The following is a 26,957-nucleotide window of genomic DNA, read 5'->3' on the forward strand; positions in this document are numbered from 1 at the left end:
CCCGCGCGGGGGATGCGCGCACTGGTGGCGGCGCGTCCGGAAACCGTGCGGTCGTGCGAGGATTCACGCCGTGCAGCTGACCCCGTGGACGTTGACCGGCCTCGCGCTGGTCGCCTTCGCGACGTTCTACCTTGGCTTCCGTTCGTCGCGCGGGGCCACCAGCACGCACGACTTCCTCGTCGCCCGCCGCACCGTGCGGTCCAGCCGCAACGCCGCGGCGATCTCCGGCGAATACCTCTCGGCGGCTTCGTTCCTCGGCGTGGCGGGCATGGTGCTCAAGCAGGGGGCCGACGCCACCTGGTACCCGATCGGCTTCACCGCTGGGTACCTCGCGCTGATGCTGTTCGTCGCCGCGCCGCTGCGCCGGTCCGGGGCGTACACGCTGCCGGACTTCGTGGAGGCCCGCCTCGGCTCGCTCGGCCTGCGCCGGTTCGCGACCGCGTGCGCGGTGTTCATCGGGATCCTTTACATGGTCCCGCAGCTGCAGGGGGCTGGGCTGACGCTCGCGCAGATCATCCCGGTACCGGCGTGGGTCGGCGCGCTTGTCGTCATCGTCCTGGTGGCGGTCAACGTGATGGCCGGCGGGATGCGTGCGATCACGGTGGTCCAGGCGTTCCAGTACTGGCTCAAGCTGTTCGCGATCGCCGTGCCGACTTTCGTGCTGTGCATGGTTTTCTTCTCCGGCGGCGGGCCGGGCGGCGTGCGTGCGCTGGGTGCGCCCGCGCCGCCGGTGTTCCCCTCGGACACCAAGGTGACGGTGCAGACCGACGTGACCGTGAAGGTCACCACCGAGACGTTCTTTTACGCACACGGCCGCATCGACGGCGGTCCCGCGGGCGGTATGGCGCGCTGGTCGCCGCTCGTGCCGCACAAGGTTTCCTCAGGCACCACACTGGAATTCGCCGCCGGAACGCCGGTGCCGATCGTGAGCGACGCCCCGACGTCGAACGACGCGTGGCTGCATCCGGCGTCGAGCGGCATCAGTGATCTGCTGCAGACGTACTCGCTGATTTTCGCGTTGTTCCTCGGCACCATGGGCCTGCCACACGTGCTGGTCCGCTTCTACACCAACCCCGACGGCAAGGCCGCGCGCCGCACCACCGTGCACGTGCTGCTGCTGCTCGGGTTGTTCTACCTGTTCCCGACGATGCTGGGCGCGCTCTCGCGGATGTACGTGCCGCAGCTGCTGCTCACCGGCAACACCGACGCGGCGGTACTGCTGCTGCCGACCGCGGTGCTGCCCGGCTGGCCAGGGCAGATCCTCGCCGCGGTGACGGCGGCGGGCGCGTTCGCGGCGTTCCTGTCGAGCTGCTCGGGGCTGCTGGTGAGCGTGGCCGGGGTGGTGTCGACGGACCTGCTGCCCGGCCGGGTCCGGGACTTCCGGGTCGCGACGCTGCTGGTCGCGGTGTGCCCGATGGCGCTGACGCTGATCTTCCGCACCGAGGACATCTCGCTGTCGATCGGGATGACGTTCGCGCTCGCCGCGTCCACGTTCAGCCCGCTGCTGCTGCTCGGCATCTGGTGGCGCAAGCTCAGCTGGCCGGGCGCGCTGGCCGGGATGATCGTCGGCGGCGGGATGGTGCTCGGCGCGCTGGCGTACAACATCGTCTGCGAGTACACCGGAGACAAGATGCCGTGGTACACCGTGCAGCCGGCGCTGATCTCGGTGCCCGCGGCGTTCCTGGCGACCTACGTGGTGAGCAGGCTGACCCGGTCCGGCCGCCCGGAACTGGTGAACGACATCATGCTGCGCCTGCACGCGCCCGACCCGCTCGGCCTGATGCGCGACCGCGCGGTCGCCCGGTTCGGCCAGGCCGACGAGAAGCTGCGCGCCGGCCGCGGACGACACCGCAAGGCGTAGCGGTTAGCGTTCCTCACACGCGTACAACGTCATGACATGGGAGCATGGAACCTGTGGTGAGCCCTGCTGAAATTCCGACCGCTGAAGTCCGCGACCTTCCGGCGGACGTCGCACTGCTCGACGTCCGCGAGGACGACGAGTGGGCCGCCGGGCACGCCCCCGCCGCGGTGCACATCCCGCTTGGCGAACTGCCCGCACGGGTCGGCGAGCTGTCCGAGTTCCCCGAGGACGACCCGGTGTACGTCATCTGCCGCTCCGGCGGCCGCTCGGCGCGCGCCGCGGCCTGGCTGAACGCGAGCGGCTGGGACGCGGTCAACGTCGCGGGCGGCATGGGCGCCTGGGCCCGCGAAGGCCGCCGCATGGTGAGCGAACACCCCGACGCCGAACCCGAGGTTCTCTGACGGATGCCTGCCCAGTCTGTTCCCGAGCCGCCGGAATCCGCGGATCCGGCGTCTTTCGTGCCGGGCTTCGGCCGGGACGAAGGGGACGCTGGGGACGGTTCCCGGCCTGATCCGGCGGGCTTGCCGCCGGTGACCGGGGGCCCGGCGACTGGCGGGGGACACTTTGGAGCGGCGGGTGCTCCGGCAGCGAACGGACCGGTTCAAGGCTGGGCTGGCTCGGCTGCGCAGCCTCCCGCCCAGCCCGGCGTGAATGCCGCTCCGGGCAGCTTCGTCCAGCCGGGGACGCCTCCTGGCTACCCCGGCGGGCCGGGTGGTCCCGCTCAGCAGGGGATGTCTCCCGGCCAACCCGCTGGACCAGGCGGCCCCGCCCAGCCGGGCGGCCACTGGGCACCGCAACCGGGCCCAGTGCATCCTGGCCAGCAGTTCGCCCATCCGTACCAGCCGCAGTACCCAGTGCACCCGCAGTACGCGGCGCGGGCGTACCCGCGCCCGTTCACCGCGGCACCGCAAGGCGCGGTCCACCGTGCCGCGCAACAGCCGCAGCCGATTCCGCCGAAGCGCGCGCCCAAGCTGCGCTGGGTCGCCTCCCCGCCGCCGAGCGCGATCCGGCGTCGCCGTGCCGTGCCCGCGACGCCCTACTCCGGTCCGCCGTCCTATCCGGTGCCGCCGCGATGGGGCTTTCCGAATCTGACCTGGCGCCGTCCGACAAATGTGCCCGGCACCGCCTCCGGCGAGATCCGGCCGATCGACCGGATTCCGGTGCTCGCGCGGAGCCTCACGACGATTCTCTGGACGTTCGCCGTCCTCGCCGTGGTCGCGGCGGCGGCGGAGATCTGGCGGTACGCGCTTCTCGTGGAAAGCCGGGATTCCGCGCTGAGCACCGGCGTCGTCGGGTTCTCCGACGCGTTCGTCATGCTCGCCGGCCTGCTCACCACGATCTTTTCGCTGCTCCCGGCGGGGCTTTCGGTCTGGTGGCTGCTGGTCGCCCGGCAAGCCGCCGCCGACGAAGCCGGGGAAGCGCCGCCGCGGCCCGTCTGGCAGGTGCTCGTGGGAGTGCTGGTGCCGATCGTGAATCTGCTGGGCGCGTTGTCCGTGGTCAGCGAGCTGGAGCACGCCGTGCTCCGCCGGTCCCGCGACGAGCGGCCGAAGCCCTCACGGCTCGTGCTCGGCTGGTGGGGCGCGTGGGTGGCGAACTGGGTCCTGCTCGTCGTCACGATCATCTGGCGGATCCGGCCGGGTGTGCAAGCGATGGCGGACAGCGTCCTGCTGGTCGCGCTCACCGACCTCGCCGCGGCGGGGCTCGCGATCGTCACCGCGCTCGTGATCCGGCGGTTCTCGCACCTGCTGATGCCGATCGCCCCGGAGCGGCTGCGCGACCTCCGCGTGCTCAAGATCGAGGGCGCGCCGGAGCCGGAGCTGCGCACCGCGCGCCCGGTCGGCGCCGCGCGTTAAAGGTCGCCGAGCGCCGGTTCCAGCTGGCCGAACCCGACCGCCGCCGATTCCCGGATCTGCTCCACCAGGTCGTCCATCTTGACGTCCCGCCAGATCAGCTGCCAGACGTCCTCGAGAAGCAGCCGCAGCACTGACGTCAGGTGCGCCCCGGCGGTCCGCGACAGCATTTCCCGGTCCGGATGCCGGTCGAGCAGCGCGGCGACGAGCTGGACCTCCCGTTCGGCGTGCATCTCCATGAGCGCGGTCGTGAGGCGCTCGCTTTGGCGCACCATCCGCACGAAGGACACGTCCGCGAACCCGAGCAGCGCGCTCTGCTTGTCCAGCTCCGCGAAGAATCCGTCCCGCACGGCGTCGAGCGCCGGCGTTTCCGGGCTGGCCCGGACCAGGTTCGCCGGCCAGTCCGTGAAGTCCATCCGGATGTCGAAGACCAGGTCTTCCTTCCGGCTGAAGTGATTCGTGACGGTCATCTTGGCGACCCGCGCCGCCTCCGCGACCTCGGCGATCGTCACCTGGTCGAACCCGCGCCGGATGAACAGCCGGGTCGCCACCGCGGAGATCGTCTGCCGCGTCTCCAGCTTCTTCTGCTCCCTGAGGCTCACGCCGCCCAGTGTACTAGGTCCGACCTAAATTTGTGCTTGACCCATTCGCTAGGTCCGACCTAATCTCAGGTCCGACCTAACGAAGGGGGTGACTCGATGACCACGCACGTTCCGGTCTCCGATTCCGGGCTTCGCCGGCTCGGCGGGGTGCTGATCCTCGGTGCGGTGCTGTCGATCCTCGACGCGACGATCGTGTCGGTCGGGATCGGCGTGATGGCGCGTGACCTGGACAGTTCGCTGCCGACCGTGCAGTGGGTGGCCAGCGCGTACCTGCTGGCCGCCTCGCTGACCATCCCGTTGTCCGGCTGGCTCGCCGACCGGTTCGGCGGGCGTCAGGTGTGGATCGCGGCCGTCGGACTGTTCACGCTGGGCACGGTGCTGTGCGGGTTCGCCTGGTCGGCACCGGCGTTGATCGCGTTCCGCGTGCTGCACGGCCTCGGCGGCGGCCTCATGCAACCGGTCGGCCAGGCGATTTTCGCGCAGGCGGCCGGTCCGAGGCTGGGCCGGATGATCGGCGTCGTCACGCTGCCCGCGACCGTCGCGCCCGTGCTCGGCCCGATGCTCGGCGGTGCGCTCGTGCAGGATCTGGGCTGGCGCTGGCTGTTCTTCGGAATCGTGCCGTTCGGCGTCGCGACCTTGCTGCTCGCCGTGCGAGTGCTGCCGCGCGAGGAACCCGCCGGCATGCGCGACCCGCTCGACGTCCGCGGCCTCCTGCTGCTCCCGCCGGGACTCGGCGCACTGGGCTACGGGCTAGGCGAAGGCTCCGAATCGTTCGCCGTCCTCGGCGCAGTGCTGCTGATCGCCTACGCCTTGCACGCCCGTCGCGCACAACGGCCGCTGCTCGACCTGAAATTGTTCACGCACAAGGCTTTCGCTGTCGCCAGCGCGAGTACTTTTCTGCTGGGCGCGTCGCTGTACAGTTCGATGTTGCTGCTTCCGCTTTACTACCAGCAAATCGAGCACACCTCCGCACTCGCCGCCGGACTCCTGCTCGCTCCACAAGCCTTGGGCTCAGCCGTCGTCCTCATCGCCGGCGGAAAGCTCTTGGACCGATTCGGCTCGCGCACGGTCATGCTCGCTGGCATCGGATTGTCGCTGGTGGGCACGATCGCCTTTACCCAGCTCGGCGATTCCCCCGGCCCGACCCTGCTGACCGTGTCGCTGCTGATTCGTGGGCTCGGCCTAGGCGCGACGACCACGCCCGGCATGACGATGCTCTACACCTCGCTGGAACGCAGCCAGATCCCGCGCGCGGCGAGCGCGATCAACGTCGTCAACCGCATCGGCGGCTCGCTGGGAACGGCGTTGCTGGTCGCCGTTCTCCACGCGCAACCGCCAGGTGCCACCGCATTCGGTACTACTTTTACTTGGGCGCTGGGCCTTTCGCTGCTGAGCCTGGTACCTGCTTTTTCTTCCCGAAAGGAACCCGCGCATGACCCTGCGGCTCTTGGCTGTACACGCCCACCCCGATGACGAATCAAGCAAAGGCGCCGCGACTCTCGCCCGCTATGCCGAGGAAGGTGTCGATGTCCTAGTCGCCACCTGTACGGGCGGCGAACGCGGCGATGTACTCAACCCAACTTTGGACCGAGAGGACGTCCGCCGGGATCTCCCCGCCATCCGTCGCCGAGAAATGGCTGAAGCCGCAAGGATTCTCGGCATCCGGCAGGTGTTTCTTGGCCACGTCGACTCGGGCTTGACCACGCCGTCCCCGGCGGGAAGCTTCGCGGAGATTCCGTTGGCTGAGGCGACGAAACCGTTGCTGGAGTTGATGCGGGAATTCCGTCCACAGGTAGTGGTCACCTACGACGAGACCGGCGGTTATCCACACCCGGACCACATCCGCACGCACGAGATCACGACGGCCGCGTTCGACGAGTCCGACGACGGCACCCCGCGCAAGCTCTACTACCTGGCCACGCTCAGCCGATCCTGGTTCGAAGCCATGCACGAGGCGACGCTCGCGGCTGGTGAAGAGTCTTTGATGGGCCCGGTTCTGGAGGAGTTGCCGCCGACCGACGTGCTTACCGTTACTGCTCGCGTCCGATGCGAGGAGCACTTCGCGACCCGGGATGCCGCGTTGCGCGCGCATGCTACGCAGATGGATCCGGGGCATCCGTTTTTCGCGCATTCTCGCGAGATCGAGCGGAAGGCCTGGCCTTGGGAGGACTACCACCTTGCCCGCACGAATGGTCCCATCGCGGTGGGCGCGGGATTGGAGGACGACTTGTTTGCCGGATTGCGCTGAAGCCGCGATGGGTTCCGGACGGTGGTCCCTGCGGGGATCCCGGACCGGTTGATGGTGGGAGATTGAGGACGGGGCCTTGGGCGTGCGTCGGCGTGCCGGATCGCAGCGGCAGGATCGAGGGGTGCAGTGGGGTTCGCGGTGCGGTGGCGGTGTGATGCGGCCGGGATCCCAGTGCGATGGCAGCGCGGTGCGGCAGGTTCGTGGCGAGGCGGCGGCACGGTGCGGCGAGGTCACACTGCACCGGGGTCTCGTTCCAGCCCTCGAGCATTCCATCCATTGTGGACAGACCGCCGAGCCCGCGCGGCCGCTGCGCGATTATGCAGCACCCGCCAGCCGAATCCGTTGTCAGCTCAGGCGGTCGTTCGCAGACGGCCAGCTCAGACAGCCTTAAACAGTCACCGGCAAAGTCCGCAGCCCCCGGATCACGAACTCCGGCCGCCGCTCCGGTTCCGCCGCTAGCCGCAGGCCCGGCAGTCGCTTCGTCAACGCCGTCAAAGCCGCCGCGATCTCTACTCTGGCCAGGGGTGCTCCGACGCAATAGTGGATCCCCATTCCGAACCCGAGGTGGGCGTTCGGCGTCCGGCCTACGTCCAGGGTGTCCGGGGACTCGAAAACCTTCGGGTCGCGAGCCGCGGCACCCAAGAGGGCTCCGATCTTCGAACCCTTCGCCACCCGGTGTCCGGCGATTTCCACATCCTCAGTCGCCGTGCGCTCGAACAGCTGCAACGGCGAGTCGAAGCGGATCAGTTCTTCCACAGCTGAGTCCAGCAACGTTGGGTCGGACCTAAGTCGCTCCCACTCCGTCCGGTGGGTCAGCAACGCGGTCACCCCATTGCCGATGACGTTCACCGTCGCCTCGTGGCCGGCCATCAGCAGCAGGACTGCGGTGGCGACGACCTCGTCGGCAGTCAGTTCGCTTGCCGTCAGGTCTCGGACGATCCCGCGCGGGGAGCCCGCGACGACGTCGCGCAGGTATGCCACGAAATCGGCCGCGGCCTGCTCGGCGGCGTCGCGGCCGTCTTCGGACAGGCCGTATTCGTACATCTTCACGATGGCGTTGCTCCACGTCACCAGCTGGGAGCCGTCCGACACCGGCACGCCGAGCAGTTCCGCGATCACCGCGACCGGCAGCGGTTGGGCGAGGTGTTCGAGCAAGTCCGCGCTGCCGTCGGCGGTGATCTTCGCTGCCAGAGTGTCCACCATGGACTCGGCGAGTTCCGCGACCATCGGGCGCAGGCGTTGCACGTGGCCCCGGCCGAACTCGCTGGCGATGACTCGGCGGAGGCGGGTGTGTGCGGGCGGCTCGTTCTCCAGCAACGAGTTGCGGTGCAGCAGGTTGAAGGACGCGAACCGTTCGAGCGGCTGCGCGTCGGTCCAGATCCGGCCTAGGCCGCGGTGCCGCAGGACGGCGGCCGACGCGGCGTGCGAAACCGTGATCGCGATGCCGAGGTCGTCGTGCTGGTGCACCTCGCCCTCGGCGCGCAGTGCGGCGAACGCGGGGTACGGGTCGGCGAGGAAGGCGGGATCGCGAGGGTCGAACACGAGCCGACTCTAACCCGCGGGCCCGTGCGGCCGGTCGCTTCGATAGCGTTTGAGACTGAGTTCCGAGGAGGCTGAAATGGGTAAGGGCGCGCGTAAGAAAGGTCCCAAGCCGGACCGCAAGCCGAAGGTGCGCGACGTCTTCGTCGGCCAGCCGTTCGAGGGTCTGGCGGCGGAGCCGGAGCTGATCGCGCTGCGCGAGTTCGTCCCGTCGGCCACGGCGAAGCTCACGCTCGCCGACGGCGGCGACGTCACGCTCGGCACGGTGCTGCCCATGGCCGCCGCGGCGTTCGTCCGCTCGGACGGTGAGCGCTTCCTCGGCCTGCAGGTGCAGACGCGTTCCTCGGACATCAGCCGCGACCTCGGCCGCGCGCTCCGCTGGCTGCTCGACGCCGAACCGGGCGACGTGCTGTCGGTGCCGGACACGACGTCGCCCACCGATCCGGACGAGCACAACCGGCTCCAGGACCTGCTCGTGCCGAGCGCGGAACTGGAGGTCGCGCTCCACACCGACTTCGCGTGGTGGCTGCCCGAGGACGCGGACGCGACCGGCGACGTCGCGGTGTCGCTCGAGCGCGCGAACGCCGCGATCATGCCGACCGACCGGCTCGGTTCCGGCGCGTACTGGGTCCTCGCCGGCGAGAAGGCGCACCTGCGCTGGGTCCGCCCGGAACCGGAGAACCTGCTGTTGCAAGCGCTTGCGCGGCTGTCCGCGGCCGGCACGCTCGGGCTCGGCGAGGGCACTCGCTACGCCGGATCGTTCCGTGCGCACGGCCTGCTCGTCCCGGTGTGGGACCTCGACCCCGAGGCGCACGCCCGGGAGTGGGCCGAGCCCAAGGACCAGCTCGGCGCCCGGCTGGACGAGGCGCTCAAGTCGCTCGACTCCGAGCCGCTCAACGCCACCGAACGGCGTGCTCGCGACGGTCTGATCGGGCGGCAGCTCACCATTCGCTGACATATCCACATGTGGACAACTCAGGCCGAGTTGTCCACATGTGGGTAAGTCGATGGGACGATCACAGCGTGATCCTCCACATCTGCACCCGCGACGAGTGGGCCGCGGTGCCCGCCGACGGCGAGTACCGCGCGCCGTCGCTCGATGACGTCGGATTCATCCACTGTTCGGACCCGGGCACGGTCGCCCTGCCCGCCAACGCGCTCTTCCGCGGCCGCGCCGATCTGGTGCTGCTCGAAATCGACCTCAAGCTGGTCGAGGCGCCGGTCCGCTGGGAGGACGGGGAACCGCCGGACCCGCGCGGAATCCAGTTTCCGCACATCTACGGCCCGGTCCCGCGAAACGCTGTGGTCTCGGTAACCGATTTCCCCACTGACGCGGACGGCGGCTTGACGCTGCCCGAGTCGCTTTCCGTGCGCTGACCTGAGTTGTCCACAGCTACGGAAAGTAGCGACGGAAACGGGACAACCCTCGGGGGCGCTCATGCGTGGTGGGGATGACGAGGAACCGTCGCTCGACGCGGTCATCCGGGGAGGGGGCGATACGGTGACGGCAGCCGCACCGTCCATCGCGAGCGGAGATCCGCCGTGGGCGGGACAGGCGGAAGCCGTCAACAGCCTCACGGACTTCGGCGACTTCGTGCGCGAAGCCCTGCCCGGGCTGCTCCGCTACGGCCACGTGCTCACCGGAAACCCGCACGACGCCGCTGACCTCGTCCAGACCGTGCTCGAAAAGATGGGCGCGCGCTGGTCGTACGTGCGGCAGAAGACCGGCGACCCGCTGGCCTACGTGCGGCGTTCGATGGCGAACGCGCACGTCAGCCGCTGGCGCCGGACGCGGCGGGAGAACCTCGTCGCGGACCTGCCGGACACCAGTCCGTGCGCGCCGAAGGATCCGTTCGAGCACGAGCCGCTGTGGCAGGCGCTGCGCGACCTCCCGCCGAGGCAGCGCACGGTGATGGTGTTGCGGTACTACGAAGGACTGTCCGAAGTGGAGATCGCCAAAGCGCTGAACATCAGTCAGGGGACGGTGAAAAGCCAAGCGAGCAAGGCGATCGCGTCCTTGCGGGCGAAACTGCGGAACCAGGAAGGAGGCGACGCCGGGTGACCGAGCCCGATGATCTCGAACAGCGGCTCCGCGCCCTCCTCGCCGACGAACGGCTGGCCGTCGAACCGAACGAGGACGCCGCGTCGGCCATCGTCGCGGGTGCGCGGCGGCGTCGTCGCCGACAGCGGATCCTGACGTCCGCGGCGGGGGCCGCGTGTGTGCTCGCGCTGGCGTCGGCTGGCGTGGTGGCGATCCAGTTGCGCACCCAGCACGCGACAACTGACGTCGCCGCCCGGCCGGTCGCTTCGGCCCAGCCCACGCCGCCTTCGTCGGTGCCCGAGCCGCCTTCGACCGTCGAATCGCCGCAGGCACAGGTGCCGATTCAGACCTCGGAGCCCGGTATCGCCGACCCGCCGACGGTGCCCGCGCGCCCGCATCACACCAAGTCGGCACCGCCGCAGACGACGCCGGCGAAGGCTGCTTCCGGCGCGCTGGTGACCGCGGACGGCCTGGGCGCGGTGAAGCTCGGCATGACCGAGCAACAGCTCACGGACCAGGGCATGAAGCTCACGGCGGTGAAGGAGTCGGCTGGCTGCACTTACTACGACGTCAGCGGAGCCGGAGTGCCCGACGCGACGGCTGTCGTGTCGAAGGACAACGGCGTGGTCGCGGTGAAGCCTGAAGGGGCCGCGCACACTCCGGAAGGCGTGGGCGACGGGTCGCCGAAGGACCAGGTCACGTCGACGTATCCGGGTACGTCGGAGTCGGGGAGCGCGTTGGTTTCGCCGACCGGCGACCAGGGTGCGTATCACTTCACGCTGAACTCGGACGGGGCTGTCGAGGGGGTCGAGGTCCGCGCGAAGACGCAGGACTGCGGCAGCTGAAAAATTCCGCCGGGCCGATGTCGATCTGGGTCCGCGCCGCTCGTGTAGCGGGTGACGGGCCGGCTCGCGGCCCGCGGAAGCGGAAGGACATCCCCGATGCGTTCGATCAGCGTCACCCTGAGCATCACCCTCGACGGCGTCGTCCAAGGCCTCGGCCGCCGTGATGAGGACACTCGCGGTGGGTTCGACCTAGGCGGCTGGGGCAACGGCTACAGCGACGACGTCATGGCGCGCGAGATGGGGAAGGGCATGAGCCGGCCTGGGGACATGGTGTTCGGCCGGCGCACCTGGGAGGACTTCAGCACGGCGTGGGGGCCGCGGACGGACGGGAACCCGTTCACGACGCACATGAACGCGGCGACGAAGTACGTCGTCTCCACCACCCTCGACAACGCCGACGCCTGGCAGAACTCGGTGCTGCTGCGCGGCTCCGCGGTAGAGACCGTGGCCGAGCTGAAAGCCTTGCCCGGTAAGGATCTTTCGATCATCGGCAGCGTTTCGCTCGTGCGCGCGCTGCACGCCGCCGGACTGGTCGACCGCTACACGTTCCTGATCCATCCGCTGACGCTCGGCAAGGGTGCGCGGCTGTTCGAGGGACCGGCCCCGCTGACCGAGTTTTCGCTCGCGGGCAGCGTCGCGACCACCACCGGCGTGCTCATCGCGCATTACGAGCGGCGATGAGGTTATCCACATGGGGAAGCCCGGTTGTCCACACTGGGGACAACCGGGCTTCCGGGCACGTTTCGTGCGTTACAGCGCGCCACCCGCGACCGGGGGCATCCCAGAGTCCGCGCCGGCGTCGCCGACGGCCTCGCGGTGCAGGAACTTCTCGATCTCGTAGACGTTGTCACCCGCGCGGCGCGCGACCGTGACCAGCGTCGACATCTGGGAGATCTCCTCGACCTGCTCCTTGAGGAACCACTGGACGAACTGCTCGCTGATGTAGTCCTCCTCGGCCCGCGCGGCCTTCGCGAGCGCGGAGATGTCGGCAGCGACCTCCTTCTCCTGCTCCAGCGCGAGTTCGATCAGCTGGAGCGGGGTGGAGAAGTCGTTGCGGACCTCGCCGGTGCCGGGGATCTCGACGTGGTGGTCCCGGTCGAGCATGTACTGGACGAGCGCCATCGCGTGATTGCGCTCCTCGACGGACTGCTTGTAGAAGTGCTTCGCGAGCTGCGGCAGGTCCTCGTTGTCGAACCAGACCGCGAGCGCGATGTACTGCTGGGAGGCGTTGAACTCGTTGTGAATCTGCGCCTGCAGCAGTTCGTAAAACTTCGAGCGCGGTTCTTTCTTCGTAGCGGCCATGTCCATCACGGTACGTCAATGCCCGATTGTTTTCCACTTTTGGCTGGTGATCTCCACCCCATTAGGGTTACCATTCCTCAAGAAGGAAACACTTATTTTGATTAGCCTTCCCTTAATGAAGCAACCCTTATTAAGGAAAGGCTAACTTCGCCTTAGCGCGGATCCCGGCGCACCGGACACGACATGCAGCGCGGCCCGCCGCGTCCGGAGCCCAGTTCGGACCCGGTGATCGGCAGCACCTCGATACCGGCCGCGGTGAGCCGTTCGTTGGTCTCCGCGTTGCGTTCGTACCCCACGACCACGCCGGGGGCCAGGGCCAGCGTGTTGTTGCCGTCGTCCCACTGCTCGCGCTCCGCGGTGACCGGGTCGAGGCCGGTGTCGATCACCCGCAGCCGGTCGATCTCCATCGCTTCCGCGGCGGCCTCGAGGAATGGCGCCGGGCCGGCCACTTTCACGCCGCCGTCGCCGGTCGGCTTGATAGTGAACGCGGTAAGGGAATCGCGGGCGAGCGGATACATCACGACGGCGTCGACATCGACCATCGTGCATACGGTGTCGAGATGCATCGTCGCGCGCGATTGTTCGATCGGCACCGCGACGACGGTATGCGCGAGCCCGTCGGCGAATACGGAACGGGCGAGCGATTCGGCTCCGGCGGGCGTCGTGCGTTCGCCGACGCCGATCGCGACGACGCCGGGGGACAGCAGCATCACGTCGCCGCCTTCGATCGGCGCGGAATGCGCGCCGTACGCGCGGGCGGCGTGGCGGAACCGGGGGTGATAGGCGTAAATCAGGTCGAGCAGCGCCGTTTCCCGCCGCCGCGCGGGCATGGTGAGCGACGAGATCGCGACCCGGTCGCCGATCCACGCGGACGAATCGCGGGTGAAGAGCAGATTGGGCAGCGGATCGACGGCGAAGTCGCGCGGGTTGTGCATCATCCGCACCAGCGACGCGCCTTCGGCGGACGGCAGCTCCTCGAACGTCATGCCCGCCATCAGGACCTCGGCGAGCGTGGGCGCGTCGACGCTCGTTAGGTGCGACCTAAGCGAATCCGCGAGGTCGTTGCCGAGGCGACGGTCGTCCACCGCGGCGTGGACCCCGGCGGCGTGCGCGCGCTGATCTTCCAGCGCGGTGCGGAGAACGTCGGCCAGCAGCAGCACCTCGACGCCGCGGTCGCGCAGGACCTCGGCGAACGCGTCGTGTTCCTGCTGCGCCCGGCTCACCCACGGGATGGAGTCGAAGAGGAGCTTGTCGTTGTTGCGGGGAGTGAGCCGTTTCAGCTCGTTTCCCGGCCGGTGCAACAGGACTGCCCGAAGAGGCCCGACTTCGCTGTCCACCCTGGGAGGTGCGGTCATCTCGCTCACGAGCCGGAGCCTAATGAGCGGGCATCACGGTAGCCAGGAAAGACGGCCTTTCAGCAACGAATAGCCGACGAAGGACACCACATCGAACAAAGTATGCGCGGCGATGAGCGGCCACAGCCGGTTGGTGCGCTGCCATACGCGGCCGAACACCAGCCCCATCACGAGGTTGCCGACGAACCCGCCGAACCCTTGGTACAGGTGGTAGGAACCGCGCAATACCGCCGCGCCGAACAGCGACGCGTTCTCGCGCACGCCGAGCTGCCGCAGCCGGGTGAGCAGGTAGCCGATCACGAGCACTTCCTCGGCGAAAGCGTTGCCGAACGCGGAAAGCGTCAGCGCGATCGGCCGCCACCAGGTATCGCCCAAAGTGGACGGTTGCACCGCGAGGCTGAACCCGAGGTGGTAGGAGACGAAGTACAGCGCGAGCCCGGGAATGCCGATGAGCGCGGCGATTCCGACGGTGATCAGCGCGTCGGTGCGGATGCGGCGGCTCAGCCCGATCTCGCGCAGTTTCAGCCCGGCCCGCCACAGCAGGTACAGGCCGAGCCCGCCCCAGCCGATCAGCTGCGCGGCGCTCAGCAGCTGCTGGAGCAGGTCCAGCAGGCTCGCGGCGGCGCGCGGGACGTTGAGCTGGACTTGCTGCTGCGCCAACGGGGTCGGGCGCAGCAGGGAGTCCACAAGGGACAGCAGACTGCGTGCCCCGGACATCCCGAGCGTGATGCCGAAAACCAGCACCAGCTCGATCTTGACCGCGCGTCGTTCGCGGGGATCGGTGAGCTGGGCCGGGAACGCCGGAAGTGCCGGATTGAGCCAGGATCGCAGGCCGGACGGCCCTCCGGAACGTTCTGTGGTGCGCATGAACGCACGCTACCGTCGGGGTATGCCGAGGACTATCGCCACCAACACGAAGGTCGAGCGCGCCGAGCTGGTCGCGTTCCTCAAGCCGCGTCACCGCGCGATCCTGGTGACCACCCGCGCCGACGGGCGGCCTCAGCTGTCCCCGAACACCTGCGGCGTCGACGACGAGGGCCGGATCGTCATCGCGACCTACCCGAAGCGCGCCAAGGCGGCCAACCTCCGGCGCGACCCGAAGGTGTCGGTGTGCGTGCTGTCGGACGAGTGGAACGGGCCGTGGGTGCAGGTCGACGGGACCGCGGAGGTGATCGATCTGCCGGATTCGGTCGAGCCGCTGGTCGACTACTTCCGCAGCATCTCCGGCGAGCATCCGGACTGGGACGAGTACCGCGAGGCGATGCGCAAACAGGGAAAGAGCCTGATCCGGATCACGATCGACCGGTGGGGGCCGATCGCGACCGGCGGCTTCCCTCCCGAGCTGGCGGACGACTGACGGGTCAGGCCTCGCCGTGTTGATGGCGGAGGAACGGGCAGCCCAGCAGCCGCCGCAGTTCCGCGGCTAGCTGCGGCGGGCTGTCGACCGTCCGGGAGAACGCGAGCCGGACGTCGTGGTCGCCCGCCGTCGATTCGACGCGCAGGCGCAGGCCGTACCGGTCGAGGCCGAGCGGGCGGATCCGGCCGCCGCGCAGGTCCGCGGGCAGGTGCCGGGCCAGCTGTTCCACCACGTCCGGATGGTCGCTCTCCAGGTGCCGCAGCCATTCCGCCTCGTAGTCGTGGAACGGGTCCGGCGGGGCCGCGCTGAACATGTGCGGCCGGAGCGAATGCGTGCCCTCCGCGTCGGCGAGAACCAGCGATGCCGGGGTCAGCCGGAGCAGCGTGAGGCCGTGTCCGACGTCGAGGAGCCGGTGGTCCGGCCGCTGTTCGGCGATCGACACCGCACGCGCGCGGGCCGACACCTCGGTCAGCGGCCGGAGCCATCCGGTGATCCACAGCAGGCCGCGGACCGGTTCCCGCAGCGCCACCGGGGCGTGGTCGGCGAGCTCGACCATGACGGCGAGCTCGCCGCGTTGAGTCTGCCGGGAAGCGCGCACCATCGGGTGCTCGTCCGGCAGAAGAATGCTGACGCTTCCGCTGTGGTGCACGTGATGCAGGACGGGCTCGACGCGTTCGGCCTCGCAGCCGGCGTTCTCGACGGTCGGCATGATCGTCGCCGGGCCGCCGCGGGTCGCGATCGTCTTGGCGCGTTCGGCGGGGTTCGGCGCGGGCGGGCGGCGCACGGATACGGGTGCCTCGGTCACGGCTCACCTCCTACTTAGGTGAGCCTAACCTGAATTACCGCGCGAAGGGAAGAGCGCGCGCGAAGATCACCCACGGGGCGGGAAAATGCTGGTCAGCGGAGCGGGGAGATGCCGGTGCCGGGCGGATTCGGCCGGTTGGCCCGGTTGATCCCGGGGCGGGAGGCTCCTGGGAGGCGTCCGCAGAGCGAACGATTTTGTCCCCTTGCCGTACGCTACTAGCGTGTCAGTCGTGTCAAGCGCTGTGGAACTCACGCCCCCCGGCCCCCGTGGAATTCCTCCCCTGTTCGCGCGGCTCGTCGACGACTCGGCGCTCTTCCCGCCCGCGGACGTCGCGATGCCGGAGGCGCTGCGCGCGCACTTCGCCTCGCGCGGCGGGGAACACGCCGGGGTGCTCGGGGTTTTCCTGTGCCAGGCCTCGCGGCTGCCGGAGCTGATCACCGAGCTGATCAAGATCAAGCCCAAGGAGCCGCTGCCGCTGTCGCTGATCATCGACACCGGGCTCGGCGGCGTTCCGAAGGCGATCTCGATCGTCGAATCGCGCAGCGAGCTGCTGTCGCTGCGGATGGTGGAGATGCCCGCCCCGTCCGACGTCGACGAGGTGTGGCTCGAACGCGTTTCGGAGTTCGTGCCCGAGGACGTCATCCGGGTGGTCGAGCCGCGCCGCGGCGTCGGCTGGCTGGACGGCGTCCGCAACGTGATCGAGCACGGCAGCTGGCCGAAGATCCGCTGCGGCGGCAAGGCGGGGGAGAACTTCCCCAGCGTGGACGAGGTCGCCGATTTCCTGTCGGTGGTCAGCGGCTCGCCGGGAGCGTCGTTCAAGGCGACGAACAGCCTGCACCGCGCGGTCCGGCACGTCGACCCGGAAACCGGCTTCACGCATCACGGCTTCCTCAACCTGCTGGTCGCGTCGGCACGCTGCCTCTCCGGCGGCGACGTGCGCGGCGCGCTGGAATCGACCGACGGCAAGGCGCTCGCGGACGAGGCGCGCGCGTTGCCGGAGCCCGCGGCGAAGGCGGTGCGGGAGCTGTTCGGGTCGTACGCGGCGGCGTCGTTCGCCGAACCGGTGGCCGACCTGGGTGAACTCGAGCTGCTGTGAGCAGGGAGGGGTCGCTGACCCTCGACCGCGGTCTGGCGCTGCTGCAGGCGGTGGCCGATTCGGGCGAGCAGGCGGCGACCATCTCCGAGCTTGCGGTGACCATCGGCGCGAGCCGAGCGGCGGTGTACCGGCTGCTCGTGCCGCTGTCCGAACGCGGCCTCATTTGGCGAGACGGCACGAAAGTGCGGCTCGGCGTCGGAGTGCTGCGGCTGGCCGGTCAGGTGCTGCCACAGCTGCGTGAGGCCGCGCGGCCGGTGTTGCGGGAGCTGGCCGAGAAGGTCGGCGCGACGGCGCATCTGACGGTCGCGCAGGGCGATCACGCGCAGGCCGTCGCGGTGGTCGAGCCGTCGTGGACGAGCTATCACGTGGCTTACCGGGTCGGCAGCAGGCACGCGCTCGCCGCCGGTGCGGCGGGGCGGGCGATGGCGTTGCGACCGGGCGGTACGGACCGGTGGATCGTTTCGACCGGTGAGATCGAGGCGGGTGCTTCGGGCGTCGCCGCACCGGTGCGTGGGGTGCCGGGGCTCCGGGCGAGCGTCGGGGTGATCTCGTTGGAGCCGTTGGTTTCCGACGAGGTCGGTCCGTTGGCGGTGGAAGCGGCTGCGAAGTTGGCCGAGGTACTGCGGACCTAGCGGCGGGACGCGGCGACCAGCGGCCGGACCATGGTCAGCAGCAGCGCCAGGTCCACCGTGAACAGCAGCCGCTCGAACAGCCCGAGCGTCACTTCCTGCTGTGCGGGCCCGGTGATCAGGGTGAACACGAAGCTGCCCAGCACCACTGCCACGCTGGCGAAGCTCGCGACGGCCAGCCTTCGGATTGTGGTGCGACGCGGTTCCCACGGGCACGCTCGGCCGCCGCGCCGGGTCAGCAGCCAGGCGGCGGTGGGGAGTGCGAGGAACGCGGTGAGGGCGGCGGCGTTGTGCAGCTGGCCGTCGAAGGAACGGGCTTCGCCGTTCGGGTCGACCGGGACCATCGCGCACACCGTGAGGCCGGCGCACCACACGCCGAGCAGGACCACGACCGCGGGTGAGCGGCGAGCCTTGACGAGCCCGGCGAGCAGCGCCAGCGAACCCAGCGCGAGCGCCAGGCACATGACGGCGAACAGCCGCGCGGCCGAGTGGTCGCCGAGCCTGCCGTAGACGTACTCCGACAGCGTCTGCCAGATCGGGCTGATTTGCGAGGAGAGCCGCAGGTGCAGGTCGGTGGCGATGACCACGGCCGCCCCGATGCCGACCAGCGCGAGCCGGCCGTGCACCGGCGACACGGCGGCGCGGGAGGTGGTCGGCACGGGTGCTCCTCGGCGGTCATGGCGGAGGCCATGGCGTCACCGGGGGTTCACCTGGTCCTCGTTCGGGGGTTCCGAAGAGGTTACCTGGCGTTCCTGTGAAACGGCGGTTACCAGAGCAGCTGGGCCAGCGCGAACACGGCGAAACCGGCGAAGACGAACCCTGCGGCCCGCTGGATCAGCTTCGGGCGGATCCGGTCGCGGATCTTCGCACCGATGAACACCGCCAGCCCGGCGACCGACACCAGCGCGACGAACGCGCCGAGGCCGACCGCGAACGGGTTGCCGAGGCGGGCGACGAGACCGGCTGTCGCGAGTTGCGAGGCGTCGCCCCACTCCGCGGCGAAGAGCACGCCGAACGATGTGAGCGCGGAGCGCAGGAACGAGACCGGTCCGGGCCCGGACCGCGACGCGTCCTCGCCCGCGTCGCGGCCTTCGCTGAAGCCTTCGCGCAGCAGCAGGAACGCGCCGACGCCGAACATCGCGGCGACCAGCACGGAAACCAGGGTTTCCGGCAAGAGGGTGAGCAGGCTTCCGAAAGCCACCGCGATCACGCATTGCACGGCGAACGCCACGCATACTCCGGCGAATACCGGCCAGGCCCGGAAACGGGTGGTGAGCACGAGGGTCGCGACGAGCGTCTTGTCCGGCAGCTCGACGGCCAGTACCAGGCCGAACGCGCTGAACAGAGCGATCAATGCGGGAGACATGGGTTTGTGCTCACCCCTTTCACTGCAACGATAAAGGGGCGATTCAGAAAACCGCAAGCTGATGGGTTTCGCGAATTGCCTGATCAGGTCCGCAGAATGCTCAATGGCGGGCTGCCGGATAATTTTTTCGGTGCGCCGAATTCTATTTTCCGGCTGCGGTACGGTGCGGGTCATGTCTGTTGACCACGTCGTCGTGACCACCACCGTCGACTCCGAGGCCGCCGCGCGCACGATCGCCGCGAGCGCCATCGAGGCCCGGCTCGCCGCGTGCGCCCAGATCGTGGGGCCGATCACCAGCGTTTTCCGGTGGGAGGAAGAGGTGCAGACGGCGACCGAGTGGCGGGTCGAGTGCAAGACGGCGGCCGACCGGTCGGGTGCGCTGGAGGAGTTCCTGAACGTGCGGCACCCGTACGACCTGCCGGAGGTCATCGTCACGCCGATCATCGGCGGCAGCCCGCGGTACCTGGCGTGGCTCGTCGAGGAGACCCGCTGAGCGCCACCTGATCGGGGGTAGCTCTGCTGTCTTCCGCTGCTGGGTTTCGGCAGGTCGGCGGGACGTTGGTCCCGGTGAGTTCAGGACGTGTTGAACTGGCTGGCTCCGGTGCGCGCGCGGAGGATCGGAGCCGTGGATGTCCTTGAGCTAGCGCGGTGGCAGTTCGGCATCACCACCGTCTACCACTTCCTGATGGTCCCGCTGACCATCGGACTCTCGGTGCTGGTCGCGGCCATGCAGACGGCGTGGGTGCGCACCGGCGAGCTGCGGCACCTCAAGATGACGAAGTTCTGGGGCAAGCTGCTGCTCGTCAACTTCGCCATGGGCGTGGTCACCGGGATCGTGCAGGAATTCCAGTTCGGGATGAGCTGGAGCGCCTACTCGCGGTTCGTCGGCGACGTCTTCGGCGCTCCGCTCGCGATGGAAGGCCTCCTCGCGTTCTTCGTGGAGTCGGTGTTCCTCGGACTGTGGATCTTCGGCTGGGACCGGCTGCCCAAGCGGGTCCACCTGGCCTGCGCGTGGGCGTTCTCGCTGGCCACGATGGCCTCGGCGTACTTCATCCTGGCCGCGAACTCGTGGATGCAGCATCCGGTGGGCGTCGAGTTCGTGGACGGCAAGCCGACGATGAACTCGATCGGCGCAGTGCTCACGAACAACACCGCGCTCGCCGCTATCCCGCACACCCTCGCGGGCGCGTTCTCGGTGGCGGCGGCGTTCCTGGTCGGCGTGGCCGGATGGCACCTGTGGCGGAAGCGTTCGGCTTCGGACGAACACCGCGAAGTCTGGCGCTCGTCGCTGCGACTCGGCGGCTGGGTCGGCGTGGTGGCGTTCGCCGTGCTGGCGATCACCGGCGACATGCAGGGCAAGCTGATGTTCGAGCAGCAGCCGATGAAGATGGCGTCGGCGGAAGCGCTGTGCCACACGGAAAAGCCGGCGAGCTTCTCGATCATCGCGATCGGCGACGTGGCTGACGCGAACTGCGAGGACGTCAAGACGTTCAACGTGCCCGCGCTGCTGTCTTTCTTGGCGCACAACGACTTCTCGACCGAGGTCAAGGGCGTGGAGAACCTGGTTTCGGAGTACCAGGCGAAATACGGCACGAACTACCCGGACGACCCGGCGCTCGGCTCGCTGGCCGGGAAACCGATCGACTACGTGCCGAGCCTGCCGGTGACGTACTGGGGCTTCCGGATCATGATCGGCTTCGGCGCGATCTCGGCGGGCATCGGCCTGCTGGCCCTGTGGCTCACCCGCCGCGGCCGGATCCCGCGCGGACGGTGGTTCCCGTTGCTGGTGCTCGGCGGCATCGCGACGCCCTTCATCGGCAACAGCGCGGGCTGGATCTTCACGGAGATGGGGCGGCAGCCATTCGTGGTCGCGCCCAACCCGACTGGTGTCGAGGGCATGTGGATGTTCACCGCACAGGCGGTGTCGAAGCTGACGGCCGGCGAGGTGCTGACGTCGCTGATCTCGCTGACGGTGCTGTACGCGGTGCTGGGGGTGGTGGAGCTGTATCTGATGCGCAAGTACGTGCGGGGCGGGGTTGACGCGGTGATGCCGCCTGCTGCTCCTTCTGACTCGGACGGTTCTGGTGATTCCGATGACTCCGATGGTTCCGATGACCAGGCGCTTTCGTTCGCCTACTGACCCGGTGGAGCGGGCCGGGGTGCCGCCAGAGAACCCGGAGGGCCGGGTTTGGGCGCGGCCCGCTCCACTGGCCTGGACAAGGAGCCGAAGCATGCTCTCCGCCGCGAACGCAGCCCCCACCCTCACCGGGGGGACGCCCCGTACCCAGCGTAATCGGTTCGTGGCTCTCGCGGGTTACCCACAGCGAATCTGTGGACAACTCGCTGGGTTGTGGATAACTCAGGGCCATCGTGGGGACAACCCGGTGGCCGACCGGAGGACGACGGCAGGCGCCGGACGAGGTGAGTGGGGATGACACTCGAAACGCTGTGGTTCGCGATCGTCGCGTTGTTCTGGTTGGGGTACCTCTTCCTCGAAGGGTTTGACTTCGGGGTCGGGATGCTGCTGCCGGTGCTCGGGAAGACGAACACCGAGCGGCGCGTCCTGGTCAACACCATCGGGCCGGTCTGGGACGGCAACGAGGTTTGGCTGATCGTCGCGGCCGGGGCCACCTTCGCGGCGTTTCCCGGCTGGTACGCGTCGCTTTTCTCCGGCGCTTACCTTCCGCTGCTGCTCGTCCTCCTCGCGCTCATCGGGCGCGGCGTCGCGTTCGAGTACCGCGGCAAGGTCGACTCCGACCGCTGGCGGCGCGTCTGGGACCGCGTGATCATCATCGGTTCCTGGGTGCCCCCGCTCGGCGTCGGGCTGCTGCTCGCGACCACCGTGCTCGGCCTGCCGCTCGACGCGCACGGCAACCGCGTCGGCTCGCCGTTCGAGTCGGTTCGGTGGGACACGCTGCTGGGCGCGTTGGCGATCGTCGGGTTCTCGCTCGTGCACGGGGCGGCGTTCCTCGCCCTGAAAACCACTGGTGACCTGCGGGAACGTGCACGGACGCTCGCGCTGCGGCTCCTTCCGGTCGGGCTGCTGCCGCTCGTCGCGTTCCTGGTGGTCGTTCAGGTCCGCGAAGGCGAACTGTGGACGCTCGTCTCGCTGGTGATCGCCGTCCTCGCTGCGGTGGTCGCGTGGCTGCGGCTCTACGTCGACCGCGACGGGCAGGCGTTCGCCGCGCTGGCGGTCATGATCACGGCCGCCGCGGTGACGTTCTTTGGGGCGCTCTACCCGAATGTCCTGCCATCCACGCTCGACCCGGCGCACTCGCTCACGATCATGAACACCGCGGTCAGCCACTACACGCTGACGGTCATGACCTGGGTCGGCGCGTTCGGCGCACCGGCGGTGCTGATTTACCAAGGTTGGACCTACTGGGTTTTCCGCAAGCGCATCGGCATCCAGCACATCCCGGCGGCGCACTGACCATGAACGAACTTCCCGGCCGCGCACCCCTTTCCGCCACGAGGTCCCCAATGGACCCAGTGCGGCCGGGCAAGGGTCCGCTCGGCGCGCTCTCGGCCCTGGGGCCGGCCGCGCGCCGAGCGTTGATCCTGGTCGCGGTGCTGTCGTTCGGGAACGCGGTTTTCCTTGTCGGACAAGCTTTTCTGTTAGCGGACATCCTCGCGGACGTGGTCTCCCGGGGGCTGGGGGAAGGGGGCCGCACCGTCCAGTTGGCCGTCCTGCTCGCGCTCGTGATCGGCCGGGCAGGCACCAGCTGGGCGGTGCGGGTTGTCTCCGCACGCGCCGCCGCGACCGCGCAACGCGACTTGCGCGCCCGCGTCGTCGACCACGCGCTGCGTCTGGGGCCGGAATGGCTGGCGCGGCGTGGCCACGGCGAACTGACCACGCTCGTCACGCGCGGTCTCGACGCGCTCGATTCCTATTTCCGCGAGTACCTTCCCGCGCTCGTCACCGCCGCGGTCGTCCCGATCGCGGCGGGCGCGGCGATCCTGTGGACAGATTGGCCGTCGGCGGTGATCATCGCCGCGACGGTTCCGCTGCTGCCGATGTTCGCTGTCCTGGTCGGAAAATTCACCGCCGATCGCGTCTCCGGCGCGACGGACGCGGTGCATCGGATGTCCGGGCTGCTGCTCGAACTGGTGCGGGCGTTGCCGGTGCTCACCGCGTTCCGGAGGGCGGACGCACAGGCCGAAACCGTGCGAAAGCTGTCCGAACGGCATCGTCGCGCGACGCTCAAGACGTTGCGGGTGGCGTTCTCTTCGGCGTTCGTCCTGGAACTGGCGGCGACGCTGTCGGTCGCGTTGATCGCCGTCGTCATCGGCGTCCGGCTGGTGTCCGGCTCGCTCCCGCTGGCGATCGGACTCGGCGTACTGATCCTCGCTCCCGAGTGCTACCAGCCGATTCGCGCGGTCGGCGCGGCATTCCACGCGAGCGAGGACGGGGTGGAAGCGGTCCGCCGGGTGACCGCGGTGCTCGCGGAGCCGGTCCCGGCCGAGGGGACACAGACCGCGCCCTGTGGATCATTGGTTGTGTCGGACCTAAAAGTCGCCCGACGCGGCGGATTCGCCCCGGACGGCGAGAGCTTCTCCGTCCGGCGCGGCGAGATCGTCTGGCTACGCGCACCAAGCGGTGGCGGTAAATCGACAACGTTGGCGACGCTGCTGGGCTTCATCCCGTCTTACGACGGATCGGTGCTGGCCGGCGACGTCCCGCTCGCCGAAGCCGACCTTGAACGGTGGCGCGCTGGTATCGCGTGGGTGCCGCAGTCGCCGGTCTTCAGCGGCGGCACCGTGCGGGAAGAACTTGCCGCGCCAGGCCAGGACGTCGATGCCGTGCTCGGTGAGCTGGGCCTGCATGGCCTCGCTGACCGTCCGGTCGACCGGCTTTCGCTGGGGCAACGGCAGCGTGTCGCCGTGGCCAGGGCGTTGCTGCGCGTTCAGTCGGGCGCGTGGTTGCTGCTGCTCGACGAGCCGACCGCGCACCTGGACGACGTCAACGCCCGGCGAGTGCTGGACGCCGTCGAACGAGCCGTCGACAACGGCGCGGCGGCGGTAATCGCCGCTCACGAACGTTCTGCTGCGGTGGCGATCGAGGACGAGACGCCCGCCGCGGTTGTCGAGTCTACTTCGGACAGTGTCGAGGCGCGACCGCTTCCCTGGCGAACGCTGCTCGACCGACGACTGTTCTCCGGCGCTCTGCTCGGCGCGCTGGCGCTCTTGGCCGGGATCGCCCTCACCGCGACGTCTGGCTGGCTGATCGCCAAAGCGTCGCTGCAGCCGCCGATTCTGACGTTGACGGTCGCGGTCGTCGGGGTACGCGCATTCGGTCTCGGCCGGGCTGGGCTCCGGTATGTCGAACGGCTCGTGACGCATGACGCCGCGTTCCGGATCGCCGGGCGGTTGCGGGTCCGGTTGTGGAAGGCGCTGGTGCGGTTGGGGCCGGCGCGCAGCCTCGAAGCCGGGGAGAGCCAGCGGCGGTTGGTGACGGACGTCGACACCGTGCGGGACTTGCTGCCGCGAGTCGTGTCACCGCCGATCGTGGTCGGTTTGGTTGCGGTGGGGGCGATCGCGGTGCAGACGGCGGTGCTGCCGTCGGCCGGGTTGGTCCTGGCGCTGACGGTCTTGGTGGGCCTGGCGGCACCGGCGGTCGCGCTGCGGTTGGAGCGGCGGGCGACGTCGGCACTGGCGGCGGGACGGCGGGACGTCGCGGCGCGGGTTCTGGTGCTGTTCTCGTCGGCGGCGGAGCTGCTCGCTTACGGCCGGGCGGCTTCGCGTCGTCTCGAGCTGGCTTCGACGGACACCCAACTGGCCGCCGACACCCGACGGCAGGCGTTCGGCGCGGGCGCGGCGGACGCGCTGATCACGCTGGCGACCGGGGCGGCTGCGGTGGTGAGCACGATGCTGGCCGCGGGGGCGGTCGGCCGCGGCGAGCTGCCGGGGGTGCTGGCACCGCTGCTGGCGTTGGTTCCGTTGGCGCTGGCGGAAGTGCTGGCGTTGCTGCCGCAGGCGGCGGTGCATTGGGACACGCTGCGGGCGGCCCGGGTTCGGCTTGGCGCAGTGGTCGGCGATTCGCTGGGTGCTGCTGGGCTCGAGCGTTCGGCGGCTGCGGTCGAGGATCGACGGCTCTCGGCGGAGGTTCCTGCTGAGGTCTCGCGTGATCCGGCGGAGAAGCGGGACGGTGACTCGAAGGCCGGTGCTCAGCCCACGAGTGAGCACGATGTGGTGCGGTTGCGAGGCGCTGAGCTGGGGTGGCCCGGCGGCGAGGCCGTGTTGAAGGACGTCGAGTTGAGTGTGCCGGCCGGGGCTTACGTGGCGGTCGTCGGGCCGAGCGGGGCGGGGAAGTCGACGCTGGTGGCGGCGTTGCTGGGGTTCCTCCAGCCTCGGGCGGGGGAGGTCGTCGTGCCGGCGAAGGTCGCTTGGGCACCGCAGGAGCCGATGCTCGTGTCGACCACCGTGGCGGAGAACCTGCGGCTCGCGGACCCTCGCGCTGAGGCGTCCGATTTGCGTCGGGCGCTGGATCAGGCGCAGTTGCCGGACCTGGATTTGTCGACGGTGCTCGACAGCGCGGGGGCCGGGTTGTCCGGCGGGCAGGCGCAGCGGGTGGCGTTGGCGCGGGCGTTGCTGGCGGCTCCGTCGGCGGACTTGGTGCTGCTGGACGAGCCGACGTCGCATCTCGACGAGCCGACGGCGCGCGCGTTGCGGGCGACGTTGCGTACGGAGCTTGCTGGCCGGACGGTCGTGCACGTAACGCACAATGCGGACGAAGAGCTGCAAGCGGACGTCGTTTTCGAAGTACGGGACGGACGCGTCGTGCGGCGATCGTTGCCGCGGGTGGCGGCGTGATGGAGGGTTGTTGGTGACGGTCACGATTTCGGGTCTGGGGCAAGGGGCCGCGCTAAGGTCTGAGTTGCTCATGGACCCGACACTTGCCGCGCGCGCCCTTTCGGCGGCCACCGAGATCACCAGTACCGCGCTGTCTGGGGACGACCCGGAAGCGGTGCTGGAAACAGTCGTGGCCAGGGCGGTCGAACTTGCCGACGCGGACCTCGGCCTCGCGATGGTGAGCGCCGATGACGGACGCGTCGTGGTCGAGGCCGCGTATGGGGTCGATGGCTCGCTCGCGGAGGGGGCGGAAGGCGGACCGGTCGGAGAGCTGCGCGGACTGACGCTCGAGACGGATTCCGCGGCAGGCCAGGTCGCGCGAGGCAGCGAGCCGATCGCGGCGGAGAACTTCATCGTCGATCCGCGCACAGCACCGTATGTACCGGACGAATTGCGCGGGTACGGACCGTTCGCAGCCGCGCCGTTCGGCTCCGGCGGTCGGGTGCTCGGCGCGCTTACCGTCTACCGGCGACAGGGCCGTGAGCCGTTTTCCGCGGGCACGGTCGAGATGCTCGCGGCGTTCGCGGCACAGGCCGGCGTGGTGCTCGCGCTGGCGGAGGGGGCGAACGCACGGCATCGCGTGACCCTCTACCAGGAGCGCGAACGCATCGCCCGCGAGCTGCACGACGTGATCGTGCAACGGCTTTACGGCACCGGGATGCAGTTGGATCGCGTCCGCCGCAACATGCGCAAACGCTTCGCGCAGGCTGATGGAGCCCGGCTGTCCGACGCGATCGACCAGCTGGACCAGACCATCGAGGAAATCCGCGGCACCGTACGCGCACTGCGCTCGCCAGAGCCGCGCCACGACCCCGGCACCCCGACCGACCTCGCCGAATCCGCGCGCGGCGAAGTGCGCATCGCCGGGGAACTGCTTGGTTACCCGCCGACGCTGGAGCTGTCCGGCGAGTTCGCCGACATCCCGGCCGAGCGCGCCGACCACATCCGCGCGGCACTGCGCGAGGCACTGTCCAATGTGGTCCGACACTCCGGCGCGAGCGAGACCCGCGTGACGCTGACCCGCGACGCCGAAGGCGTGAAACTTCGGGTTCGGGACAACGGGTCTGGTGTGCCGCAAGGGGTCGCGACCCGGGGGCTACGCCATCTCTCCGAGCGTGCCGATGCTGCTGGTGGCCGGTTTTTCCTCAATTCTTCGCCTAGTTTGGGGACGCTTGTCGCGTTTGACCTCCCGTTGGAGTGAGCGTCGTT

At 69.4% G+C, this 26,957-nt stretch carries 26 protein-coding genes; 18 read left to right on the plus strand and 8 right to left on the minus strand.

Annotation, left to right across the window (positions count from 1 at the left end; translation table 11 throughout):
• Positions 1–70 precede the first annotated feature (70 nt).
• The 3 genes from RPX00_RS14120 to RPX00_RS14130 all read left to right on the plus strand — a co-directional run bounded on the left by RPX00_RS14120 (position 71) and on the right by RPX00_RS14130 (position 3,714).
• A complete protein-coding gene (locus RPX00_RS14120; RefSeq protein WP_406639971.1) occupies positions 71–1,861 on the plus strand; it encodes a cation acetate symporter in 1,791 nt (596 codons plus the stop codon).
• A gap of 44 nt (positions 1,862–1,905) precedes the next feature.
• On the plus strand, positions 1,906–2,262 hold the full coding sequence (locus tag RPX00_RS14125; RefSeq protein WP_406639973.1) for a rhodanese-like domain-containing protein: 357 nt from the start codon (positions 1,906–1,908) through the stop codon (positions 2,260–2,262).
• A gap of 405 nt (positions 2,263–2,667) precedes the next feature.
• Positions 2,668–3,714 carry a DUF4328 domain-containing protein gene (locus RPX00_RS14130; protein ID WP_406639975.1) on the plus strand — a complete coding sequence of 349 codons (1,047 nt, stop codon included), beginning with the start codon at positions 2,668–2,670 and terminating at the stop codon, positions 3,712–3,714.
• On the opposite strand, the gene RPX00_RS14135 is transcribed toward RPX00_RS14130, so the two are convergent.
• Complete coding sequence (locus RPX00_RS14135) at positions 3,711–4,313, minus strand: TetR/AcrR family transcriptional regulator (RefSeq protein ID WP_406639977.1); 603 nt, start codon at positions 4,311–4,313, stop codon at positions 3,711–3,713. The two genes, RPX00_RS14130 and RPX00_RS14135, sit on opposite strands and share 4 nt — an antisense overlap.
• 96 nt (positions 4,314–4,409) lie before the next feature.
• Here RPX00_RS14135 and RPX00_RS14140 point away from each other — a divergent pair, with 96 nt between their 5' ends.
• Together RPX00_RS14140 and mca are read left to right on the plus strand one after the other, a co-directional pair.
• On the plus strand, positions 4,410–5,786 hold the full coding sequence (locus RPX00_RS14140) for an MDR family MFS transporter (RefSeq protein WP_406639978.1): 1,377 nt from the start codon (positions 4,410–4,412) through the stop codon (positions 5,784–5,786).
• A complete protein-coding gene (mca, locus tag RPX00_RS14145) occupies positions 5,746–6,561 on the plus strand; it encodes a mycothiol conjugate amidase Mca (protein ID WP_406639979.1) in 816 nt (271 codons plus the stop codon). Before RPX00_RS14140 ends, mca begins: the two co-directional genes overlap by 41 nt.
• A 387-nt stretch (positions 6,562–6,948) precedes the next feature.
• Here mca and RPX00_RS14150 read toward each other — a convergent pair whose 3' ends face one another.
• A complete protein-coding gene (locus RPX00_RS14150) occupies positions 6,949–8,103 on the minus strand; it encodes a cytochrome P450 (RefSeq protein WP_406639980.1) in 1,155 nt (384 codons plus the stop codon).
• A gap of 76 nt (positions 8,104–8,179) precedes the next feature.
• On the opposite strand from RPX00_RS14150, the gene RPX00_RS14155 reads away from it, so the two are divergent.
• The 5 genes from RPX00_RS14155 to RPX00_RS14175 all read left to right on the plus strand — a co-directional run bounded on the left by RPX00_RS14155 (position 8,180) and on the right by RPX00_RS14175 (position 11,667).
• Positions 8,180–9,055: a DUF5926 family protein gene (locus RPX00_RS14155; protein WP_406639981.1), complete on the plus strand. Its 876-nt coding sequence runs from the start codon at positions 8,180–8,182 to the stop codon at positions 9,053–9,055.
• A 68-nt stretch (positions 9,056–9,123) separates the two neighbouring features.
• Complete coding sequence (locus RPX00_RS14160; RefSeq protein ID WP_406639983.1) at positions 9,124–9,477, plus strand: DUF952 domain-containing protein; 354 nt, start codon at positions 9,124–9,126, stop codon at positions 9,475–9,477.
• 124 nt (positions 9,478–9,601) lie between these two features.
• Positions 9,602–10,162: a SigE family RNA polymerase sigma factor gene (locus tag RPX00_RS14165; RefSeq protein ID WP_406639984.1), complete on the plus strand. Its 561-nt coding sequence runs from the start codon at positions 9,602–9,604 to the stop codon at positions 10,160–10,162.
• Positions 10,159–10,986: a hypothetical protein gene (locus RPX00_RS14170; RefSeq protein WP_406639985.1), complete on the plus strand. Its 828-nt coding sequence runs from the start codon at positions 10,159–10,161 to the stop codon at positions 10,984–10,986. The genes RPX00_RS14165 and RPX00_RS14170 overlap by 4 nt, the downstream gene beginning before the upstream one ends.
• A 96-nt stretch (positions 10,987–11,082) precedes the next feature.
• Positions 11,083–11,667 (plus strand): dihydrofolate reductase family protein, encoded by a 585-nt coding sequence (locus RPX00_RS14175; RefSeq protein WP_406639986.1) that lies wholly within the window; start codon positions 11,083–11,085, stop codon positions 11,665–11,667.
• Between the two features lie 69 nt (positions 11,668–11,736).
• On the opposite strand, the gene RPX00_RS14180 is transcribed toward RPX00_RS14175, so the two are convergent.
• The 3 genes from RPX00_RS14180 to RPX00_RS14190 all read right to left on the minus strand — a co-directional run bounded on the left by RPX00_RS14180 (position 11,737) and on the right by RPX00_RS14190 (position 14,510).
• Positions 11,737–12,288, minus strand: a complete 552-nt coding sequence (locus tag RPX00_RS14180) for a ferritin (protein WP_406639987.1) — start codon at positions 12,286–12,288, stop codon at positions 11,737–11,739.
• Positions 12,289–12,440: 152 nt separating this feature from the next.
• Positions 12,441–13,625: an arginine deiminase gene (locus RPX00_RS14185; protein WP_406642909.1), complete on the minus strand. Its 1,185-nt coding sequence runs from the start codon at positions 13,623–13,625 to the stop codon at positions 12,441–12,443.
• Positions 13,626–13,676: 51 nt separating this feature from the next.
• Positions 13,677–14,510 (minus strand): CPBP family intramembrane glutamic endopeptidase, encoded by an 834-nt coding sequence (locus RPX00_RS14190; protein ID WP_406639988.1) that lies wholly within the window; start codon positions 14,508–14,510, stop codon positions 13,677–13,679.
• Between the two features lie 22 nt (positions 14,511–14,532).
• Here RPX00_RS14190 and RPX00_RS14195 point away from each other — a divergent pair, with 22 nt between their 5' ends.
• Positions 14,533–15,000 (plus strand): PPOX class F420-dependent oxidoreductase, encoded by a 468-nt coding sequence (locus tag RPX00_RS14195; protein ID WP_406639989.1) that lies wholly within the window; start codon positions 14,533–14,535, stop codon positions 14,998–15,000.
• Between the two features lie 4 nt (positions 15,001–15,004).
• On the opposite strand, the gene RPX00_RS14200 is transcribed toward RPX00_RS14195, so the two are convergent.
• Complete coding sequence (locus RPX00_RS14200; protein WP_406639990.1) at positions 15,005–15,805, minus strand: DUF2470 domain-containing protein; 801 nt, start codon at positions 15,803–15,805, stop codon at positions 15,005–15,007.
• A 241-nt stretch (positions 15,806–16,046) separates the two neighbouring features.
• Between RPX00_RS14200 and RPX00_RS14205 the strand changes: the two genes are divergently transcribed.
• Complete coding sequence (locus tag RPX00_RS14205) at positions 16,047–16,901, plus strand: hypothetical protein (RefSeq protein WP_406642910.1); 855 nt, start codon at positions 16,047–16,049, stop codon at positions 16,899–16,901.
• Entirely contained in the window at positions 16,898–17,533 is a 636-nt protein-coding gene (locus RPX00_RS14210) for an IclR family transcriptional regulator (RefSeq protein WP_406639991.1), read from the plus strand. Before RPX00_RS14205 ends, RPX00_RS14210 begins: the two co-directional genes overlap by 4 nt.
• Here RPX00_RS14210 and RPX00_RS14215 read toward each other — a convergent pair.
• Together RPX00_RS14215 and RPX00_RS14220 are read right to left on the minus strand one after the other, a co-directional pair.
• Positions 17,530–18,189, minus strand: a complete 660-nt coding sequence (locus RPX00_RS14215; RefSeq protein ID WP_406639992.1) for a DUF998 domain-containing protein — start codon at positions 18,187–18,189, stop codon at positions 17,530–17,532. The genes RPX00_RS14210 and RPX00_RS14215 overlap by 4 nt on opposite strands.
• Positions 18,190–18,296: 107 nt before the next feature.
• Complete coding sequence (locus RPX00_RS14220; RefSeq protein WP_378301939.1) at positions 18,297–18,896, minus strand: TMEM165/GDT1 family protein; 600 nt, start codon at positions 18,894–18,896, stop codon at positions 18,297–18,299.
• Between the two features lie 172 nt (positions 18,897–19,068).
• On the opposite strand from RPX00_RS14220, the gene cutA reads away from it, so the two are divergent.
• From cutA to RPX00_RS14245, 5 genes are all read left to right on the plus strand, one after another.
• Entirely contained in the window at positions 19,069–19,389 is a 321-nt protein-coding gene (gene cutA, locus RPX00_RS14225) for a divalent-cation tolerance protein CutA (protein ID WP_406639993.1), read from the plus strand.
• Positions 19,390–19,521: 132 nt separating this feature from the next.
• Positions 19,522–21,036 carry a cytochrome ubiquinol oxidase subunit I gene (locus tag RPX00_RS14230; protein WP_406639995.1) on the plus strand — a complete coding sequence of 505 codons (1,515 nt, stop codon included), beginning with the start codon at positions 19,522–19,524 and terminating at the stop codon, positions 21,034–21,036.
• Between the two features lie 291 nt (positions 21,037–21,327).
• Positions 21,328–22,329 carry a cytochrome d ubiquinol oxidase subunit II gene (cydB, locus tag RPX00_RS14235; protein WP_406639996.1) on the plus strand — a complete coding sequence of 334 codons (1,002 nt, stop codon included), beginning with the start codon at positions 21,328–21,330 and terminating at the stop codon, positions 22,327–22,329.
• A 50-nt stretch (positions 22,330–22,379) separates the two neighbouring features.
• Entirely contained in the window at positions 22,380–25,709 is a 3,330-nt protein-coding gene (gene cydD, locus RPX00_RS14240) for a thiol reductant ABC exporter subunit CydD (RefSeq protein WP_406639997.1), read from the plus strand.
• 70 nt (positions 25,710–25,779) lie between these two features.
• Entirely contained in the window at positions 25,780–26,949 is a 1,170-nt protein-coding gene (locus RPX00_RS14245) for a GAF domain-containing protein (protein WP_406639998.1), read from the plus strand.
• Positions 26,950–26,957 lie beyond the last annotated feature (8 nt).

The sequence above is a fragment of the Amycolatopsis sp. WGS_07 genome (genome assembly GCF_045278895.1).
Classification (GTDB): Bacteria; Actinomycetota; Actinomycetes; order Mycobacteriales; family Pseudonocardiaceae; genus Amycolatopsis.